Source organism: uncultured Kordia sp. (assembly GCF_947496985.1).
Taxonomy (GTDB): Bacteria; Bacteroidota; Bacteroidia; order Flavobacteriales; family Flavobacteriaceae; genus Kordia.
This window is the reverse complement of sequence record NZ_CANMEZ010000001.1, coordinates 386,720-407,510: the sequence shown is the minus strand read 5'-3', so window position 1 is coordinate 407,510 and position 20,791 is coordinate 386,720. Positions and strand designations below refer to the sequence as shown.

Here is a 20,791-nt window from a genome sequence, read left to right as displayed (position 1 = left end):
TTAAATAATTGATTATTAGTATTTTAAAAAATAATTTTTTACAATGTCAAACCAACAAAAGGAATCATTATTTATTTTGATTAAATCGTTGTCCAAATCTGAGAAACGACAGTTTAAACTGTATGTTGGGCGATTTGACGGAAATACGAATGCAAAATTTTTAGCATTGTTTACTTTTTTAGATAAGAGTACCTTATACGATGAACAAGCTATTTTGAAGAAGAATATTGTCACTAAGCAACAATTGTCAAATCTTAAGGCAAACTTGTACAAACAAATTCTACGAAGTCTTCGCTTAAATCCTGCACAGCATAATATTCGAATTACGATTCGCGAACAACTTGATTATGCAACCATTTTATATAATAAAGGTTTGTACCCACAGAGTTTAAAGTTACTCGATAAAGCCAAAGTACTTGCGTTAGAACATGAAGAAAAAAATATTGCCTATGAGATTGTTGAGCTTGAGAAAATTATTGAAACACAGTATATTACGCGAAGTATTGCAACACGAGCAGAAGAGTTAACAGCGCAAGCAGCATCACTTAGTATTCAAAATACATTAACGAGTAAGCTGTCTAATTTATCATTACAACTTTATGGAATTTTACTAAAAGTTGGCTATGTAAAGAATGAGGAAGATCATGAAGAAGTAACTAATTATTTCCATAATCGTTTGCCAAAGTTAGATTTGAAGACACTCGGATTTAGGGAACGTTTATGGCTGTATAAAGCACATTTGTGGTATAGTTTTTTGACACAAGATTTTTTGTCGTGCTATAAGTATGCAAATAAATGGGTGGATTTGTTCAAGAAGTATCCAAAGATGATTGAAATTAACCCTGTGTTTTATTTAAAAGGAAATCATTACTTATTGGAATCGTTGTTTTATATAAGACACGAAGTAAAATTTAAAGAAGTGTTGTTGCAATTAGAACACGATATTGCTCATAATGTTATTCCTCAAAATGACAATACAAGTGTGCTGAGTTTTTTGTATGTATATATGAATAAACTCAACTATCATTTTTTAACAGGTACATTTAGTGAAGGTTTGTATTTGGTAGAAGAAGTGAATGAAAAGATTGCTGCTTTTGAAAATAGAATTGATCAGCATCATGTTATGATTTTCTATTATAAGATTGCTTCTTTGTATTTTGGAACAGGCGATAATAAGAATTGTATTCTGTATTTACAGAAGATTATCACGAATAAGTCCTTGAAAGTACGAGAAGATTTATTGTGTTTTTCAAGGATTTTGAATTTGGTAGCGCATTATGAATTAGGTTTAGATTATCATTTGGAAACACAGTTAAAAAGTACGTATAAGTATTTATTGAAGATGGATGATTTGCATGAAGTCCAAAAGGAAATGATTAAATTTTTAAAAGGTTTAGGCGATATTTATCCACATCAAATTAAGAATGCTTTTAAAGAATTACATGCCAAGTTGAAACTCTTTGAAGACGATCCGTATGAACGTAGAGCCTTTTTGTATTTAGATATTTTATCGTGGTTGGAAAGTAATATTGAAAATAAACCTGTTGCAGAGATCATTCAAGCGAAAGCGAAAAAATTGATACGATGAGTTCTATAATTTCTATAAGAACAATAGCAAATAGTTTTACTATTGTTCTCATGTATTTACTAAGTATTTAGCAATAAATCGATCATTTTAAGAGCAACGCCAGAAGCAGATGCTGGATTTTGACCTGTAACTAAATTTTGATCATTTATAACATATGACTCAAATGGATTAGTGCATGAAAAGATAGCTCCTTGCTTTATAAGTTCTTCATCAAGCATAAAAGGTATGATGTCTATAAGAGTGTGTTTGTCAAGTTTTTCCTCGGCTTTTGTAAATGAGTTGATTTTTTTTCCGTCTAATAAATTACTTCCGTCTGACAAAATAACATTAAGTAAAGCGCTAGGTCCATGGCAAACAGCGCCAATAACTTTACCTTCTTCATATACATCTTTGACAATATTTTTCACTAATGGATTATTTACCATATCTGTCATTAAACCTAGACCACCTGGGAAGAAAATTGCATCATAAGAAGTTATATCAACATTACTTAATTTGTGACTAAAATTGAGTCTTTTAAAGCCATTACTTTTTATGAAATCAAGACTATTTTTTTTTGTTGAATCATAACCTACATAAGGAGGAATACCTCCAAGAATACTTGCAAAATCTATTGTAAAACCTTTTTTGATGAATTCAAAATATGGATCAGCTACTTCCGAAAATTCGTATCCGGCATCATATTTACCTGTTCCTGTTTTGTTGGTACTTGTTACTATAAATAATATATGTTTCATTTTTTTATTTTAGAGAAGCAACAACCTTAACAAATTATAGTTAAGGTTGTTGTTGGTTGATTTTGAAAAAGTTATCCTTTGGCAATTTCAGCGCCTAATTCTTCATTAGTCATTGCGATACCATCCATATTCCAAGTGCCATCTATAGTGTGTAATGCATTTGTCCAAATGTGTTTCTTTGGTAATTTGCCTCCTGAATGTTTGTGAATGCTGTTGGTTACTTCTGCAAAGAATTTTTTCTGTATTTCTCTATCTGCTAATGCAAACGATGGTGATTTTATTTCAACCCAAGCTCCTTCAATTGGTATTCCGCCAGAAAAGGTTTCATTTTTTGGTTGTATATGTAATTGTGCTGTGACATTTGGTGTCATTACGCTGTTTCCTTTTAAACCGTGATGATCTAGAAAGGCGTCTGTAATTTCTTTTACTACTTTTTCAAGTTCCTCTGAAGGAATAATTCCATTGGTAAGTGTTACTGTAATAGGCATAATTTTGTGCTGTTTTTTTAAGTTTCTAGCTTAGTTGCTAAATAACAGTGCAAAATTGGTGAGTATTAAGAAGGAAAAAGTTGTCTTATGACAACAGTTTAAAGTTTTGCTCTTAATTTGCTTAATGTAGAATTGGTCATTCCTAAATAAGAAGCAACTGCTTTACTAGAAATTCGAGAGAGTAATTTAGGCTCATGTTCCATCACCCATTTTAACTTGTCAATACCTTCCATGCCTAAAAAACTATAGATGCGCATTTGTGAATGGATAAATGCAAATTCTATAAATTGATGATATACACTTGCAAAAGAAGGAATTGTATTCACTAATTGATAAAAATCATTTCGTCCAATTGCTAGTAATTCTGAAGGTTCTAATGATACTAGGCAATCTCTAGAAGGCTTTTGAAGAATAAAACTTGTATTTGCAGAAATGATACTATTTTCTAAAGCAAAATAACCTGTTATATCATTTCCTTTATCATCTATTTCATAGAGTCTTAAACATCCTTTTTTAATAAAATAAAAGTGGTTACATACCTGACCAATATTACATAACATTTCATTTCTAGTTGTTTTTAAAGGTTTAAAAAAAGAAGTTATTTTTTCTAATTCTTTATCTTCAACTGCTACACAATTTTTTATATAATTCTCTAATTCGGTATACATTTTAGTCCATTTATAGAATAATGATCAAAGGTGCTATTCTTTGGTATGAAAATAATTGTCTTATGACATTGTTTTTATGATTAAGAGTTGTGTGTCATAGATTCTACATTCAAAATATGAAAAGATAAAATACAAAAAAAGCGATTGAAATTTCAATCGCTTTTGTTTTTTAAAAACTAGTATGTTTTATGCTGCAGGACCGGTAGAAGGTTGTACTGTAATTGCTTGAACATCTCTGTCAAATAAGTACAATCCACCTTTGTCGTCTCCAATTAAGTTGATTTTGTCTAAAATTGTACGTGCTAACGCTTCTTCTTCAATTTGCTCTGCTACATACCATTGTAAGAAGTTATGTGTTGCATAATCTTGTTCTTGTAAACTGATATGAACTAAGTCATTGATACTTTTTGAAACTTTTACTTCATGATCAAACAATTGTTGAAACATTTCTTTTAATGAACCATATTCTAATGGTGGCTTCGCTAATTCTGAAACAACTGCATGTCCTCCACGCTCGTTTACATATCGTACAAATTTCAACATGTGTTGGCGTTCTTCATCTGAATGCATGTACATGAATGAAGCAACTCCTTCGAAACCTTGCGTTTCTGCAAAACTTGCCATTGCTAAATATACTTGTGAAGATTCTGCTTCTATTTTGATTTGCGCATTTAACGCATTTTCCATTTGCTTTGATAACATAGCTTGTATTTTTGAGATATGTAAAAATACGCATAAACAGTGAGTTTTACTTACGCGTACTATAATTTTAATTTATTCTAACTAAAGGAAAACTAATTAATCGTTTCGCCATTATTTACACCATCTTCATCAGGGTTTACAAACACTAATTTGCCTTCTGGCGTTTCCGTCATTAAAATCATTCCTTGACTTTCTACTTTGGCAATTGTTCTTGGTGCTAAGTTGGCTAAAACCGTTACTTTTTTTCCAATGATTTCTTCAGGTGTAAAGCTTTCTGCAATTCCTGAAACAATCGTGCGTTGGTCTAAACCTGTATCTACAATAAGCTTTAATAATTTTTTCGTTTTACGAACTTTTTCAGCTTCAATAATAGTTCCGACACGTAAATCTAACTTTGTAAAATCGTCAAAAGTAGCTGTTTCTTTTTGTGGAACGACTTCTTTATTAGCTGCTTCATTTGCTTTTTTAGTCGCTTCAAGCTTATCTAATTGTGCTTGAATTTCCTTATCGTCAATCTTAGCAAATAATAATTCGCCTGGATTGATTTTATGTCCAGCAGGAATCAATACTTCTTTTGTTGAAATATCATTCCAGCTTAAATCTGCGTCAAGCGCTAAAATACCTTTTAATTTGTTTGATGTAAATGGTAAAAACGGTTCAGATAACACAGCAATAGCTGAAGCAATTTGAAGTGCCACGTACATGATACCTTTTACCGTTTCAGGATCTTCCTTGATTTTCTTCCAAGGTTCATTTGCTTGTAAAAATTGATTTCCTAATCTGGCTAAGTTCATTAGTTCTTGGCTTGCTTCTCTAAAACGGTAGCGCTCTATTGAACTTGAAATGATTGCTGGAAAGTGTTTTACTTGCGTTAATTCTTCATATTCGCCGGTATATTCAGGAATAATTCCATCGTAATATTTATGTGTCAATACCACAACACGATTGATGAAGTTTCCTAAAATGGCAACTAATTCATTGTTATTTCTCGCTTGAAAATCTTTCCAGGTGAAATCGTTGTCTTTACTTTCAGGGGCATTCGCGGTAAGTGTATAACGTAATACGTCTTCTTTTCCTGGGAAATCTTCTAAATATTCGTGCAACCAAACTGCCCAGTTTTTAGACGTAGATAGCTTGTTTCCTTCTAAATTTAAGAATTCATTTGCAGGAACATTATCAGGCAAAATATAATCGCCATGTGCTTTTAACATAGATGGGAAAATAATACAGTGAAATACAATATTATCTTTTCCTATAAAGTGAACTAACTTCGTATCTTCATCTTTCCAGTATGGTTCCCAATCTTTTCCTTCACGTGTTGCCCATTCTTTCGTTGCCGAAATGTAACCGATTGGTGCATCAAACCAAACATATAATACTTTTCCTTCTGCACCTTCTACCGGAACAGGAATTCCCCAATCTAAATCGCGTGTTACGGCGCGTGGTTTTAATCCATCATCTACCCACGATTTTACTTGTCCGTACACATTTGGTTTCCAGTCTTTTTTGTGTCCTTCTACAATCCATTCTGTTAAGAAATCACTATACTTGTCTAAAGGTAAAAACCAATGTTTTGTTTGTTTTAATGTTGGAACATTTCCTGTAATTGCCGATTTCGGATTAATTAGTTCTGTTCCACTTAATGAACTTCCACAATTTTCACATTGATCACCATAGGCTTCTTCATAACTACATTTTGGACAGGTTCCAACTACAAAACGATCTGCCAAAAACTGATCTGCTTCAGCATCGTATAATTGTTCTGTAACTTCTTCAATAAACTCTCCATCTTTATATAACTTCTTGAAAAAGTCAGAAGCTGTTTCATGATGAATTTCTGCAGAAGTACGTGAATAGTTATCAAATGAAATTCCAAAATCATTAAATGATTTTTTAATAATTCCGTGATACTTGTCAATGATATCTTGTGGAGATACACCTTCTTTTTTAGCACGCATAGGAATGGCAACACCATGTTCGTCACTTCCGCACATAAAAGCAACATCATTACCAGTTAGGCGTAAGTAACGCGCATAAATATCAGCAGGAACATACACACCAGCCAAGTGTCCAATATGGATAGGTCCATTGGTATAAGGCAAAGCGGCAGTTATTGTATAACGTTTTGGATTTTGAGTCATTTCGTTTTGTTTCTATTCAATAAGATTAGATTTTCTATTTGTATATATCTAGAAAATCGTATAATTAACGTGCAAAAATAAGGATTCCTACGTGATTTATGTATTTAAACCAGTATGAAATCGTATAAAATAAAGCTTAGAAAGTCAGAAAAACGATATTTTTTGCCGATCGTCTAAAAATGATTTTTGTTTGAATGGAAAAAAAGAATCTATATATTTTCTTATACTTTTAGTATATGAACCAACCGAAACCACTACACAAAGGAGCAACTGTCGGCATTTTATCGACGGCTCGAAAGATTTCCATAACGGAAATTCAAGCAGCTATTGAGCTATTGCACAGTTGGGATTTAAAAGTTGTTTTAGGAACAACAATTGATCTAGAAAAAAACCAGTTTGCTGGTGATGATATGACGAGAACGTTGAATTTTCAACAGTTTTTAGACGATGAGAATATTGATGCTATTTGGTGTGCTCGCGGCGGCTATGGAACGATTCGTATGATTGATCAACTTGATTTTTCACGATTTATAAAAAGCCCAAAATGGATTATTGGCTATTCTGATGTTACTGTGTTACACTCAAAAGGACAGCAATTAGGTTTTGAAACCTTACACGCAACGATGCCAATTAATGTGGCTAAAAACTCCTCTGAATCACTCGAAAGTTTACGAAAAGTACTATTTGGTGAAGCCTTAAACTATACCATTTCTAGTAGTTCCTACAATAGGAATGGAACAACAAAAGGAACACTCATTGGAGGAAATTTGAGTATGTTGTATAGTATGACAGGAGCCGATTTGAATTTGAATACCAAAGGGAAAATTCTGTTTTTGGAAGATTTAGATGAATATCTGTATCATATTGATCGTATGTTGATGAACTTGAAACAAAATGGGTATTTCAATGAGCTAGCAGGATTGATCATTGGAGGAATGACAGATATGCACGATAATACAATTCCGTTTGGAAAAACGGTACATGAAATTATTTTAGATATTACTTCTGAATATGATTTTCCTATCTGCTTTAATTTTCCGGCAGGACATTTAGATGACAATCGTGCATTAATTTTTGGTAAAGAAGCAACGTTAAAAGTTGAAGAAAATGTCGAGCTTACTTTTTAAGTATAGAATCTCGATAGTTTCACAAGGTATTTTCAATTAAAATATATTTTAATTTTAGTAATGCTCTATTTTGATAAATTTTTAAGGTTTAATTTTCCTTTTGACTAAGGATGAAAAGATAATCTCCATCACGGTTTTTATAGCTATTCATAATGCTATTTATTTCACCAGAATTGATATCTTTTTCAAGTAATTTGAGTCCTTTTTCAACTTCTTCTTTATTGGCTAACAATGAAAATGAAGAAATTCCATTTCGGATATTTTGATCTAGATAAAGTGTTGGATTTTCTTTTCCAACATATAAAAATTGATCTTGTAAATTAGGCTGAACGTTATATTTTTCTGTGTAAATGTTTTCAAAACCAGCAGCATGCATGGCACTCGTGATTTGTTCCAATGAAGGCATTTGTATCATAGAATCGGCTAGCATTTTTGGAAAGTAATGATTGAGCCAATAGCCTTTCATTTGTAAAGGTGTTGATGTAAAAAACACCAAATTCGCATAGGACTTCATAACGCGGTATAGTTCCGAAAACCCTTTTTCTAAACTGTCCCAATGATGCAGTGTTAGCGTTCCAATAATGCCTTCAATACTTGTGTCTTCTAGTGGTAATTGTTCAACTTTTCCTTGTTTCCATATAACATCTGAATGTGCTTTTCTGGCATTTGTTAACATTTTTTCAGAAGGATCAATGCCAATAAATTGAGTGTCTCTTTGATGGAGTTTTGTGGTGTAATTTCCTGTACCACAACCAATATCTAAATATAAACCTTCATTGATGGCGTTTAAATGATATTGAAGTCTTTCAAGTATATAAGGATCTGCTTTTCGGGTATTGTTGTATCCGTTTCCAATATGATCGTATGTTGCTTTCATATCGTGTGGTTTTTAGATTAATTTAAAGATAGTGGCTATAAAAAAAGAAATCAATTATTCTTTATCATAAAAACTAATAGTGTTATGTATATTATTTTGGATAAACTATTGATTCAGAATAATAAGATACGTATTTTATTCGAAAATAAAGAATACGGTACATGGCAACACATAATGATTTAGGAAATGAAGGTGAGCAATTGGCTGTCAATTATTTACAGAAAAATGGATATCGCATTTTAGAAAGAAATTATCGTTTCCAAAAAGCAGAAGTGGATATTATTGCACAAAAAGAAAATACGTTGGCAGTTGTTGAGGTAAAAACCAGAACTACAGCAGATTTTGGAAACCCTGAAGACTTTGTAAATCCAAAGAAGATTAAATTATTAGTCAAAGCTGTAGATGAATATGTTGTTTCTAATGATTTAGATATAGAAGTAAGATTTGATATTATCGCAATATTACATGGAAATAATAATGTCACAATAAAACACCTAGAAGATGCTTTTTATCATTTTTAAAAATCACTGTTATAATTATAACAATTTGTTTTGAAACTTCTTTTTATGTTTGTATTTTTGCAGCCTACTAAAATAATAGACTAAATGAAGACCATTTCCTCAATTGTAGAAGAGTACATAAAAACAAAGCCATTTTTATCGAGTGCATTATCACAAGGAATTATCAATTTGACCTCATTGTCACGATTGATAAAACCAGAAATTGAGCATCAATTAGGGAAAGAAGTAAAAAACGGCGCTATTGTGATGGCTTTAAAACGATTGTCATCAGAATTGGAGTTTAGAGTAACACATAGAGTGTTGAAATTTGTTCGAAATATCGGAGAAATCACGGTTCGATCCTCTTTAAACGATTACACATTTAAAGTTTCAGAAACTCTTTTGAAAAGTCAGGCAGCATTTATGTCAGAAATAGAAGGATTGAATACGGTATTTTATACATCTTCTCGTGGTGTAAACGAATCTAACATTGTGGTAAGTAATGAAGTTGCTGAATTAGTAGGAAAGATTTTTAAACATGAAATCTTATTAGAAAAACAAGAAAATTTATCTTCAATTACGGTTAAATTACCAAAAGATAATGTGAATGTTCCTGGTATATATTATTTCATTTTCCAACGCTTATCTTGGGAAGGAGTTAATATATATGAAGTAATTTCAACTACGAATGAGTTTACAATTTTAGTAAATGACGAACAAGTAGATAAAGCTTTTACCGTAATTAAAAACTTGAAATCACTTTAATATTATATATCGAAAATTCCGCGCGTATTTTTGCTATTTCTAAAAAATAGGTATTTATACGCTATTAAGGTTGCATATAAATTCGGTTATTTGTTTTGTAAATAGATAACATTTGAGTAAATTTAAAAAGAGTTGAAAATTGTTATTAGCCAAATAATTTCAAAAATTACTCAAAATATTTATTTTCAAGTATATAGCGTTACCCCTAACGACTACCTTTTTGCAGGTTTTGAAAAAAACCAATCATAGACATTAATTACATTTTTGATTTTTACACAGGTTTGTAAGAAGTAATAGACGCTACATTGTATTGTCTGTTGTTTTTATTAATAAAGAAAGTAAGAAAACAATATATCTATTGCAAAACAATATGTTTTGTATAGCATGAAGACTCGCGTGGAAGATTATGATTTCTGTTTAGTAGATACGATAAATCGAAAGGGTATTTTTCTTTTTTGAGAAATTGATTTATCAGATTCTGAAATTTAAAACTCCAAAGCGTAATTTAGTTTTACGAGAAATCTCGCTCAGCAATGAGCGGGATTTTATTTTAGTGAAACTTGCTAATGAGAAATATTTTCATAAAAAAAGCGGACTTCAAATTGAAGCCCACTTTCTAACTACAGTTATAATCTAAAAATATTCAACTGTACACTATTTTATCCTCTACAGTGGTTAATGATAGAACCGCAACCTAAGTTAAAATTCGATCCACAATTACAATCTGTATGTGGTAAAGACGGAGGACATCCATCTGTGATTCCAATTGGATCAGATGGTGAACTATTTCCTGGCGCTCTTCCTCCAAATGTAGCATTCAAATTTGAAACATTGTTTTTATTTAACTGTAAACTATTCACATTTCTTTTTTTCATAATAAAATTCTTTAAAATTGTGTTTGTATAATACTTAAATTAATTTCCAGAAAATCTAACAGAAGATACTTTTCCATCTAAATTTCCACCATAACGATAAACTTGTGAGTAATCTGATGATGAAAAATTTCTTTCAAAAGTAGATGCTTGCTCTACAGTATCTACGCCAGATAAAAAAGTAAAAACAGTATAGTCATCACTTGTTCCTCCGTCTGATCTGTCGTATACAGTAACTACTTGACCTGGTGAGAAATGCCAAAACTTAATACTACGTGCTTCATCATTATCATATGCATTATATTGAGTAAAGTCTACACGTCTATTTGCACCAGCACTAAGTGTAAATAATATATCACCAGTGTAGTTGTTGCCTTCATAAAATACGACTCTATTGGTAGTACATGCATATGTTGTTGAATAAATAGGCATAGATACTCCACGCCAGTAATTATAGTAATAACCTATAATGATTGATGTATATGAACAACTTTCTGGTTGTGAATAATTCGAAATATTTAAGTCATTAACTCTACTTTCAATAAGTTCTGCTTTTACAGAAGTTATCGTTTCCTCTATCTTAGTTGAAAAAGTTCCATCAGAGATCGCAACTTTATTTTTTCTTACCAAAGCAAAATAATCACGTAAATCTTTAGCTTTTACAAGTAAGTCATATGGTAAGTTGTTCAATAATTGAACCTTATCTTCATGATTAGATAAATCAAATCCTTCTTTAATTAAAGGTTTGAATTGGTCAAAAATGACTACGTCTATTTTATTTGCTTCTAAGGCAGAGTTATTTGCTTCTACAGCTAAGTAATTTTTTATCGATTCTAGCCCAGAATCATCTAAAGTTACTTCCTGAATATCTCCATCTTTAGAGCAATTAAACAATGATAAATTAATAAGTAACAAGAGTGTTAAATAGGTGATTGATTTTATTTTTTTCATGATTTTATTTTTTTAAATTATTGACAATAGCAATTAGAAATGTTACATCTAGTGATCCAGCTTGCACCACATTTGTATGTTCTTCCTCCTTTTATTTCTGTATCATTATTAATGATAGAAATAGACTTTTTGTTTAGCTTTAAACTTTTAAGATTTTGTTTTTTCATACTATTTGAGTTTAAGGTTTGCATATTAACAAGGACTTGCCAAATTTGAAGTTCCAACGGTATCAGGGTCTACACAACCGCAAGTATCCTGTAATCGCGTATCACAACCAACAGTACAGTTATTAAAAGTAGCACTTCCTCCACCATTTGTTGTCGTATCTCTTACAGGACAAATTCTTACAGATTCAAACCTGCAAGCGCCACTTCCTCCATGAATAGTTGAAGAATTAAAATTTGATATTGATTTCTTATTCAATCGTAAACTTTTGTTTTTTTGTTTTTTCATAATTATAAGTTTTAATGTTTATTAAGTTCTTAAGCTTACCTTATTAACAAAGAGCATCATAACTAGCTGCAGTACAACCTGCAAGACAATGTGTTAATTGAGATGGGCTACATGTACATTCTGTTTGACGAAATGATATTGGCGGTCTGCCACCAAGAGTATTTTCAAAGTTTGAAACTGATTTTTTATTCAATTTTAGAATGTTGACATTTCTTTTTTTCATTTTTTTGAGATTTAAATTAATAGTTTCTATGATGTGATCACTCTAGCAAAACAATGAATAAATTGATTGTCAGTCAATTAAAGGGAAGTACAATTCCTTGAATTGCACCTTTAATTCGCGGAATTGTCATAAAGCTTGAGAGAAAAACAACCAACTTTACATAACTTTTCAGTTATATTTGTTTTGAAATACTACCTGTTTATGAAGAACTTGATATTGTATACATGCCTTATTTTGATAGGAACTACTGTTTTTGCACAAAATGAAAATGACTTATTAAAAGAATATAATAAGCTTAAGAAGCAATTTCGAGATACGAGCGTTAGTAGTGAAGATGCCAAAATACTTGGTCGCAGTTATTTAGTTAAAGCTCAAAAAACAGGTGAGAATCGATTTATTGGTCGTGGGTATTACTTATTAGCTATAAAAAACTTCGAATTCAAAGAAAGGATACAGTATTTAGATAGTTCTATTTACTATACAAAAGACATAAAAGGAGATCAAAAATTTCCTTTATTTCCATATATAACAAAAGGACTCACATTATATTATAACAAGGATTATCCGGAAGCATTAAATAGCTATCTTTTAGCGGTGGATGCAGCCCAGTCTAGTGGAAATGCAACAGCTGAATACGACATGAAGAATAACATAGCGATTCTAAAACGTGTCTCCCAAGAGTATGATGAAGCTGAAAAACTTTTGATAGAATGTATGTTGTATGAGGAATCTAAAGATAAAATGTATGTGAATAACTATTTATATACATTGCTTCAACTATCGTCAGTGTATTATGAAACGGCACAAACTGAAAAAGCAACAGCACTCAATACTAAAGGAATCAAACTAGCACAAGCGAATAAAAATGACTTTTTTTATTACGCTTTTACAATTAATGAAGGTATAAATTCATATGTAAAAGGGAATTATGAGGTTTCTATTGATGCTATTTTAAAATCAATTCCTCATTTAAAAGCAGATGATGTACTTGTTGCGGAGTTTTATTTGGGTAAAAACTATCATGCTTTAGGAAAAAAACAAAAAGCAATTGACTATTTCAAAAAAGTAGATACATTTTATAATAAAAATAAAGACCTTTTCCCTCCATTACGAGAATCATATGTATATCTAATTAATAATGCAAAAGCTAAAAAAGATGAACGAAAGGAGTTATATTATACAAGGCAATTATTGAAAATTGATAGTACTATTCATGCAGATTATAGGTATTTATCTAAAAATATTTCTAAAAAATATGACATACCAGCATATGTAGCAAGTAAAGATCGTTTAATTGAAAAATTAGAAGGAAAAAATAGGCGTATCACAAAAGAGAAAAATTGGATTGTTATTCTTGGAAGTATTTTAGGAATATTAATTATTAGTTTGCTTGGGTATTACTATAACCTGAAAAAACGCTACGAAAAACGCTATAATGATATCATACAACAATCAAATGCAATTATTGAAGAGGAAATTGTAGTGAAAAGCACCAAATTACAAGCAGTTCCTTTAGGAATTGATCAGCATATTGTTGAAGAAGTTTTACAAACACTAGATACATTTGAAAAAGGAGAAGCGTATTTAATCAATCAAATTTCACTGAAAGATGTCGCCAAAATAGTCAACACAAACTCTAAGTATTTATCAAAGATTATCAATTCTCATAAAAACAAAAACTTTGCAACCTATATCAATGATTTACGAGTTGATTATTTAGTAAACCATATACAAATAGATACAAAATATCAAAAATATACGATTCGTGCTATTGCAGAAGAAATAGGATTCTCAAATCCAGAAGGGTTTTCTAGAGCTTTTCAAAAAAAGACAGGGCTAAAACCTTCTTATTTCATTAAAAAAGTTAGGGAAAACGAGCAAAAAAAACAATAATTCACGGAATTGTAGTTTGCAAGAGGCAAATTCTCATCTAATATTACTAAATGAATTCATAGATTTGAGCATATTCAAATTTTAAAAAATCATTGAAATGAACAAAAAAAAGAGAGTATTACAATTTAAAAAATTTAAAATTGCAAACTTAAAAATTCTTAGTGTCAGTGGAGGAACAGATAGTTTCCCTTGTCATAATACAAACCCTAATGACCAAACACAAGGAAACTCTTGTTACTGTAATCAGGCTCAATCTTATCCTTACGAATGTACAGTATTTGCAGGAAGAACAGACATTCGAAACGGTTGTACTAAAGAAGATCAAACAGACACTACACAAAATGGTTCGCAAGTTTCAGGATAAGTAGTTATTAAAATATTCTAAAACTCATAAAATAAAAACAGAAAAGCGCCTTACTTTTCTGCTTTTCTTTTTTAAATTCCAACGAAGAATATAGTGACTGTTATTGTATTAGTTATTATATAAAATTGAGATAAACCTCGTGACATTTTAAATCTTGATTATTAGGTGAATACCTATTATAAATATACGTCGACATCGTTTTCAACTATATTTGTTACAAATACAACAGTTTTTATGAAGAAACCCATACTGTTTACAATTTTGTTTTTTGTAGGAATGATCACGGTTGCACAAGATAAAAATGCAATGCTTGAGGAGTTTGCATCGTTGCGAAAGCAATTTCGAAACAAAGAAATAAAACCTGAGCAAAAAGAAATACTTGCTACTAAATATTTAGAGAAGGCAAAAAACACTAAAGATAACAGGCTTATTGGAGGAGGTTTCTATTTACTTGCAATACAAAGTTTAGATGTAGCAAAAAAACATCAATACTTGGATAGTGCAATTTCATATACGCAACACATAAAAGGAGATGAGATATTTCCTATGCAAGGTTATATGAATAAAGCGCATCAATTTTTTAAGGCTAAAAAATACCAACCAGCTTTAGATAATTACTTTCTTGCCGCTGCCGCAGAAAAATTGAATCCCAATATCAAATATAAATTTGCAATAAAGTTTAATATAGGTTTGCTAAAACGGTTTTTAGGAGAATATGAAGAAGCAGAAAAACTTTTTCTAGAATATAAGGCATATGAGGAAAATGCAGAAAAAATGTTTGTTAGTAGATATATTCAGGTCTTATTTCAATTATCATCTATTTACTATGAAACCCAACAGGTTTCAAAGAGTACTGAGATGAATAAAAAAGGAATTGAGTTGTCAAAAAGCAGCAGTAATACATTCATGTACTACTCTTTTATAACTAATGAAGGAATCAACCTAAATTTGAAAGGTGAATATAAAGCTTCCATAGACAGTTTAAAAAAAGGATATCCTTACACTAATGATGTTAACAGACCTGTGTTAGACTTTTATCTAGGGAAAAGTTATTATTCATCTAACAAAAAAGAAAAAGGGTTACTTTATTTTAAAAAAATTGACTCTGTTTTCAATGCAACCAACAATCTATTTCCTCCTTTACGCGATTCCTATGTATATTTAATAGATGATGCAAAGCAAAAAAATGATAAAGAACAACAGTTATATTATACTAACCAGCTCATAAAAATAGACAGTATTATTCATTCGGAATACAAGTATATATATAAGAATATCTCAAAAAAATATGATATTCCTTCACTTATGTCTAACAAAGAACGTTTAATTAATGAGCTTCAAGAAGAAAATGAACTGATTGGGCGAGAGAAGAAAATAATTCTTATGCTAAGTATTCTACTTATCTCGATAATAGTAGGAATATTGTTTTACTATCGAGCATTAAAAAAGAAATATGAAAAACGGTACAATGAAATTATACAAAAATCTAAGGCAATCATAGAAGAAGATAAAATTGTTATAAAAGATACAAAAGCACAAGTGGTATCATTAGAAATAGATGAAGAGATAGTCGCAGAGGTTCTCCGAAAATTAGAAATTTTTGAGCGAGAAGAAACATATCTAATACATCAAATCTCTCTTAAAGAAGTCGCAAAAAATGCGGAAACAAACTCAAAATACTTGTCAAAAATTATAAACTCTCATAAACATAAAAACTTTTCAACATATATAAACGATTTACGAATTGATTATTTCATACATCATATTCAAGAAGATACCAAATATCAAAAATATACTATTCGAGCCATTGCTGAAGAAATAGGCTTTTCGAATCCAGAAGGTTTTTCGAGAGCATTTCAAAAAAAGACAGGTTTAAAACCTTCTTATTTTATTAGAAAAATATTAGAAGATCAAAAAAATAAATGACAATTCACGGAATTACCGTTTCTCATACCCTGTTTTGCGTGTTCCTTACGTTTTTGATATGTAGTTTTGAGTAATCTAAAAATTATTTAACATAATGAAAACGAAAAAGATTAAACTCGATTTAAGAAAAGTAAGTATTGCAAACTTGAAATTAAATTCTATAAAAGGAGGAACTGTTCCTGTGGAAATGAGCGCAATAAATACTTGTCAAAATTCTAGAGGACCAGAATGCGGACCTACTTATGAAACATGTGACGATTCATGTGATGGTCATTGTAATAATAATTCAGGATTTCCCTTATGTACTATTGGTGGTGATATCAGTGATGAAGGTAATCACTTGTGTGACACAAATAAAACGAATCCTTAATAATTTAAGAGATTAATTATAACTATTAAAAAAAGGTTGGAACTAATTAGTTTCAACCTTTTTTTTGAAAATTATTAAGATCAATACTATAAAAACAAACATCTTCCCAATCCATCAAGAATTAAAAAAAACAGAAACCGACCTAAAAACAACTGACAATTCACGGAATCATAGATTATACAAGGGGTTTTGAAGCTTTTTGTTGCAAATGAATAGCTAGTTTTGAAACTCAATTTAAAACAAAGCTCATGAAAAATAGTTACTTCCTCACAATTGTATTTGCAATATTTAGTGTGCAATTTTCCTCAGCACAAGTCACTTTTGAAGATGAAGTGGTTATGGATAATACAATGAGACCCGCAAGAATGACCTCTTTTTTGCCAATGGATTTTGATAATGATGGAGACGTTGATTTACTATTTGCGTCAGAAGATAATTCGAACATTGTTTGGTTTGAAAACATTGATGGAAATATTAATCACAGTGAACAAAAAGTTTTAGTAACAACTTCAAATACACCACTAGTACTTCGTATTGCAGATATAGATAATGATGGAGATAATGACATTATCTGTAGAGTCCTTGGAGGAAATAGCAAAATAGTATGGTTTGAAAACTTAGGAGATAATGAAAGCTTTAATGCGCCACAAACAATTCTGACAGGGATTAATGGTTTATTTCAGTTTTATATTGGTGATGTAGATAATGATGGCGATTTAGACATTATTTCAAACTCCAGGCAGTATGATAATAGTATTTATTGGCTTGAAAATATTGATGGACAAGCTAACTTTGGAGCACGGCAAATCATCACAACGAATACATATGACTCTACAATACATCCAGTAGATATTGATAATGACGGAGACTTAGATGTTTTGTCAATAACAAACAGTTTTCTTTTATTATATGAAAACTTAGACGGACAAGGATCCTTTAGCAACTATGAAATAATTTCTAATGAAATAGAAGATGGAAGCTTTGTAAAAACTGCTGATCTAGATAATGACGGCGATTTAGATATCATTTCTTCTTCCAAAGACGATAAAAAAATAGGCTTGTTTGAACACCTTGACGGACAGGGAAACTTTGGGGCACAACAAACAATTGCAATTACAGAAGAAATCAATGCTGATTTGTCAATAGCTGATATGGATGGTGATGGCGATTTAGATATTTTATCTGTAGAATGGATTCAGAATAGAATAACTTGGTATGAAAATACAGATGGACAAGGGGATTTTAGTCTTGCACAATTTGTAAATACAGATAATACCAGTGGAATGGCAATAGCAGCAGTAGACTTTGATAACGATAATGATTTAGATATTTTGGCAGCTTCCTCTACAGATGATAGTGTTGCTTGGTATGAAAATACCGATGGACAAGGAGGTTTTGGATCACAAAACATATTAATAGCAGGAACTCGATCTATAGGAGCAATTCAAGTAGCAGATTTAGACAATGACAATGATTTGGAAATCCTATTTGTGTCTTCTTGGTCAGATAAAGTTGCTTGGTATGAAAATTTAGACAATCAAGGAGGTTTTGCAAATCAAAAAATTATAACAACCTATGCCGACAATGCGGAAGCTCTTAAAATTGCAGATATAGATGGTGATGGTGATATGGATGCGATATCTGCTTCAAGATTTGATAACAAAATTGCCTGGTACGAAAACTTGGATGGACAAGGAAATTTTGGGCCAGAACAAGTAATTTCAACAACCGTTAATCAAGTATTCTTTTTAGATGTAGGAGATATTGACGGCGATGGCGATATAGACATTGTTACGGTTTCAAATAGTATGGGAACAGGCACATTAATGTGGTTTAAAAACTTAGACGGACAAGGAAACTTTAGTTCAGAACAAATAATACCTACAAATTCAACTAGCTATATACTGCATGTAGGTCTTAATGATGTTGATAATGATGGTGATATCGATTTAATGGCTTCTATGTCGCAAGCTAATCGTGTTTTTTTGTTTAAAAACACAGATGGTCTAGGAACATTTGCATCTTCAGAAGTGGCTACGCATACTACTGAACTCAGACCAAATAATACACACATGGGAGATATTGATGGAGATGGAGATAAAGATTTAGTCGTTTCTGTGTCATCAGCCAATAGAATTGTCAGTTACAAAAATATAGACGGACAAGGAACATTTTCAGAACGACAAATAGTTACTACGAGTACCAACCAACCTGGGCAAGTACACACGGCAGATGTAGACAATGATGGTGATATGGATATTATATCTTCTTCTTTTTTAGATAGTAAGATAGCTTGGTATGAAAACTTAGATGGATTAGGGGATTTTGGGCCACAACAAATAATTTCACAAAATGTGCTGAATGTGAATAGTATGTGTGTGGTTGATTTTGATAGTGATGGTGATATGGATATACTTTCTACTTCGGCGGAAAGTGGAAAAATAACATGGCATAGAAATGATTTGATAAATCCATTAAGTATAGATGAATTCAATAATAGTACGAATGCAATTAAAGTATTTCCAAACCCCGTAGTAAATGAATTGTTTTTTGAAACTAATAAAAACATAGAAAAAATTACGGTATACAATCTATCAGGAAAAATGGTAAAGCAATTTACAGCAGAATCTCAATCGTTAGATAAAATACAAATGAAAGGGTTGTCTAAAGGACTCTACTTTGTGAAAATTCAAACGGCAAATGGAACGCAAACACAGAAAGTGATTAAACTGTAATTAAAAAAGAAGGTCGTTTAAAAATTAATTTTTAAACGACCTTCTTTTTTAATTTTATTGTGAAAACTATTCTTCTGTTGTAAAAAACTCTTCCAACTCTTTTACACCATACGGTTTTCCTATAATACGTTTGTCTTTATCTAACACAAAAAATGTTGGCGTAGAAGTTACGTCATACATATTTCCAATTTCATTGTCCCACTTTCCTAAACCTAATATATGTGTAAAACCTGGATAAAAAGACGTTTCATTTGCCCAACTTGCACGTTCGTCTTCCAAACCAACAGCAATAACTTGAAACTTGCCTTTTTCCTGACCTTCTACAAAAGCTTTTAATTTTGGAAACTCTTTCAAACAGTGTGAACAAGTACTACTCCAAAAAACGATGATATAGTTTTCGGCACCTTCTTGTTCGCTTAATTTATGTGTTTTAGTATCTTTTTTCCATGTAATTTCTGGAGCCACTTCACCAAAAGCCAAACGCTTATGTGTTTCTAACTTTTTAACTAACTCAGCATCGTTTAGCTGTTTTGCTAATGAAATCAAATATTTGTCAGCTACATAAATAGCAATAGCATCATTTTCCAATACAACCATTTGTTCCCACAATACAGTAAACAATGTTTTCTGATAAGCAACAGGAACAGTTGCTATCTTTTTTGAAACAACATCAATATTTGTTTTATAGGCTTCAATTAATTCCTCTCCAGTATATTCTTTCAATGGCAATGCGGTAAAAACATAATTCGAAATCTTATCAGCAATAAAATCTGAGTTTTGCAATTGTAGATTTGAAAAATCAACATGGTCGAAATAATGCTTTCTAATATTTTCAACCATTTCTGCAGGTTCTTCATATTTCATTGGAATATATGCTCTACTTGCTTTTATAAACTCGTACGCGATAGTTCCTGCAGCTTCTTTTTCAAAAATATCTTGTGTGTCCTGTAGTGTTTTAAAAATTGCTAAAAACGCTTCTTTGTTGGTTTGGCCACTTTGGTAGAACTCGTTAATTTCTCTTTTAACCAAATTCACACTTGAAAAATAAGAAGTGTTTAGTTTATTTTCTTTCGAAGTAGTAAACTCTGAACCTTTTTCATCAAAAACGAAGATTATATCTTCCGTTCCGCTATAAATAAAATCGAAATTTTCAGACTCTTGTGGCATTCCATACACTAAACGATACATACCTGTTGGTGCATCTTCTTTAAAGGTGTACTGTAGTTTTCCATCTACAATCTTCCCATTGTCAATATATTCTTGATGTGTGGTTTTTAACTTATACACAATAAACCATTTATAATCTTCAGCAGGTGAAAATGTACCCGAAATGCTTTTCTGTGCTTGTAAGCATAACGGAATCATACAGAGAATAAAAAGTAATTTTCTAATCATAATATTCTTTTTTTAG

21 protein-coding genes are annotated in these 20,791 nt (G+C 31.1%); 9 read left to right on the top strand and 12 right to left on the bottom strand.

The features are described 5' to 3' along the window. Positions 1 to 43: 43 nt before the first annotated feature. Complete coding sequence (locus Q0828_RS02025; protein WP_298417257.1) at positions 44 to 1,588, top strand: hypothetical protein; 1,545 nt, start codon at positions 44 to 46, stop codon at positions 1,586 to 1,588. Between the two features lie 59 nt (positions 1,589 to 1,647). Here Q0828_RS02025 and Q0828_RS02020 read toward each other — a convergent pair whose 3' ends face one another. From Q0828_RS02020 to metG, 5 genes are all read right to left on the bottom strand, one after another. Then, positions 1,648 to 2,325, bottom strand: coding sequence for a type 1 glutamine amidotransferase domain-containing protein (locus Q0828_RS02020; RefSeq protein ID WP_298417255.1), 678 nt, complete (start codon positions 2,323 to 2,325; stop codon positions 1,648 to 1,650). Between the two features lie 71 nt (positions 2,326 to 2,396). After that, entirely contained in the window at positions 2,397 to 2,813 is a 417-nt protein-coding gene (locus tag Q0828_RS02015; RefSeq protein WP_298417253.1) for a hypothetical protein, read from the bottom strand. Between the two features lie 98 nt (positions 2,814 to 2,911). Further along, the gene (locus Q0828_RS02010) at positions 2,912 to 3,481 is read right to left on the bottom strand and encodes a cyclic nucleotide-binding domain-containing protein (protein WP_298417251.1); all 570 of its coding nucleotides are present in this window, start codon (positions 3,479 to 3,481) and stop codon (positions 2,912 to 2,914) included. A gap of 186 nt (positions 3,482 to 3,667) precedes the next feature. Continuing rightward, positions 3,668 to 4,183 (bottom strand): ferritin, encoded by a 516-nt coding sequence (locus Q0828_RS02005; RefSeq protein WP_298417250.1) that lies wholly within the window; start codon positions 4,181 to 4,183, stop codon positions 3,668 to 3,670. Between the two features lie 92 nt (positions 4,184 to 4,275). Further along, a complete protein-coding gene (gene metG / locus Q0828_RS02000) occupies positions 4,276 to 6,324 on the bottom strand; it encodes a methionine--tRNA ligase (RefSeq protein WP_298417248.1) in 2,049 nt (682 codons plus the stop codon). Positions 6,325 to 6,560: 236 nt separating this feature from the next. Here metG and Q0828_RS01995 point away from each other — a divergent pair, with 236 nt between their 5' ends. After that, a complete protein-coding gene (locus Q0828_RS01995; RefSeq protein WP_298417246.1) occupies positions 6,561 to 7,451 on the top strand; it encodes an LD-carboxypeptidase in 891 nt (296 codons plus the stop codon). 88 nt (positions 7,452 to 7,539) lie between these two features. On the opposite strand, the gene Q0828_RS01990 is transcribed toward Q0828_RS01995, so the two are convergent. Next, positions 7,540 to 8,328, bottom strand: a complete 789-nt coding sequence (locus Q0828_RS01990) for a class I SAM-dependent methyltransferase (RefSeq protein WP_298417244.1) — start codon at positions 8,326 to 8,328, stop codon at positions 7,540 to 7,542. A gap of 161 nt (positions 8,329 to 8,489) precedes the next feature. On the opposite strand from Q0828_RS01990, the gene Q0828_RS01985 reads away from it, so the two are divergent. After that, on the top strand, positions 8,490 to 8,849 hold the full coding sequence (locus Q0828_RS01985) for a YraN family protein (RefSeq protein WP_298417243.1): 360 nt from the start codon (positions 8,490 to 8,492) through the stop codon (positions 8,847 to 8,849). Positions 8,850 to 8,933: 84 nt separating this feature from the next. Beyond that, the gene (locus Q0828_RS01980; RefSeq protein WP_298417241.1) at positions 8,934 to 9,593 is read left to right on the top strand and encodes an aspartate kinase; all 660 of its coding nucleotides are present in this window, start codon (positions 8,934 to 8,936) and stop codon (positions 9,591 to 9,593) included. A 659-nt stretch (positions 9,594 to 10,252) separates the two neighbouring features. Here the strand turns inward: Q0828_RS01980 and Q0828_RS01975 are convergent. From Q0828_RS01975 to Q0828_RS01955, 5 genes are read right to left on the bottom strand one after another with little or no spacing between them, the layout of a single operon-like run. Further along, entirely contained in the window at positions 10,253 to 10,468 is a 216-nt protein-coding gene (locus Q0828_RS01975; RefSeq protein ID WP_298417240.1) for a hypothetical protein, read from the bottom strand. A gap of 39 nt (positions 10,469 to 10,507) precedes the next feature. Continuing rightward, positions 10,508 to 11,416 (bottom strand): hypothetical protein, encoded by a 909-nt coding sequence (locus Q0828_RS01970; protein WP_298417239.1) that lies wholly within the window; start codon positions 11,414 to 11,416, stop codon positions 10,508 to 10,510. A 17-nt stretch (positions 11,417 to 11,433) separates the two neighbouring features. Beyond that, entirely contained in the window at positions 11,434 to 11,583 is a 150-nt protein-coding gene (locus Q0828_RS01965) for a hypothetical protein (RefSeq protein ID WP_298417238.1), read from the bottom strand. A gap of 25 nt (positions 11,584 to 11,608) precedes the next feature. After that, the gene (locus Q0828_RS01960; protein WP_298417237.1) at positions 11,609 to 11,869 is read right to left on the bottom strand and encodes a hypothetical protein; all 261 of its coding nucleotides are present in this window, start codon (positions 11,867 to 11,869) and stop codon (positions 11,609 to 11,611) included. A 43-nt stretch (positions 11,870 to 11,912) separates the two neighbouring features. Further along, the gene (locus Q0828_RS01955) at positions 11,913 to 12,092 is read right to left on the bottom strand and encodes a hypothetical protein (RefSeq protein WP_298417236.1); all 180 of its coding nucleotides are present in this window, start codon (positions 12,090 to 12,092) and stop codon (positions 11,913 to 11,915) included. A 201-nt stretch (positions 12,093 to 12,293) separates the two neighbouring features. Here Q0828_RS01955 and Q0828_RS01950 point away from each other — a divergent pair, with 201 nt between their 5' ends. The 5 genes from Q0828_RS01950 (at position 12,294) to Q0828_RS01930 (ending at position 19,380) form a co-directional block, all read left to right on the top strand. Further along, the gene (locus Q0828_RS01950) at positions 12,294 to 13,985 is read left to right on the top strand and encodes a helix-turn-helix domain-containing protein (protein WP_298417235.1); all 1,692 of its coding nucleotides are present in this window, start codon (positions 12,294 to 12,296) and stop codon (positions 13,983 to 13,985) included. A gap of 97 nt (positions 13,986 to 14,082) precedes the next feature. Then, positions 14,083 to 14,349: a hypothetical protein gene (locus Q0828_RS01945; protein ID WP_298417233.1), complete on the top strand. Its 267-nt coding sequence runs from the start codon at positions 14,083 to 14,085 to the stop codon at positions 14,347 to 14,349. A gap of 234 nt (positions 14,350 to 14,583) precedes the next feature. Then, positions 14,584 to 16,275: an AraC family transcriptional regulator gene (locus Q0828_RS01940; RefSeq protein WP_298417231.1), complete on the top strand. Its 1,692-nt coding sequence runs from the start codon at positions 14,584 to 14,586 to the stop codon at positions 16,273 to 16,275. Between the two features lie 94 nt (positions 16,276 to 16,369). After that, entirely contained in the window at positions 16,370 to 16,645 is a 276-nt protein-coding gene (locus tag Q0828_RS01935) for a hypothetical protein (RefSeq protein ID WP_298417229.1), read from the top strand. A 248-nt stretch (positions 16,646 to 16,893) separates the two neighbouring features. After that, positions 16,894 to 19,380: a T9SS type A sorting domain-containing protein gene (locus tag Q0828_RS01930; RefSeq protein ID WP_298417228.1), complete on the top strand. Its 2,487-nt coding sequence runs from the start codon at positions 16,894 to 16,896 to the stop codon at positions 19,378 to 19,380. A gap of 66 nt (positions 19,381 to 19,446) precedes the next feature. On the opposite strand, the gene Q0828_RS01925 is transcribed toward Q0828_RS01930, so the two are convergent. Next, on the bottom strand, positions 19,447 to 20,775 hold the full coding sequence (locus tag Q0828_RS01925; RefSeq protein WP_298417227.1) for a TlpA family protein disulfide reductase: 1,329 nt from the start codon (positions 20,773 to 20,775) through the stop codon (positions 19,447 to 19,449). Positions 20,776 to 20,791: the final 16 nt, after the last annotated feature.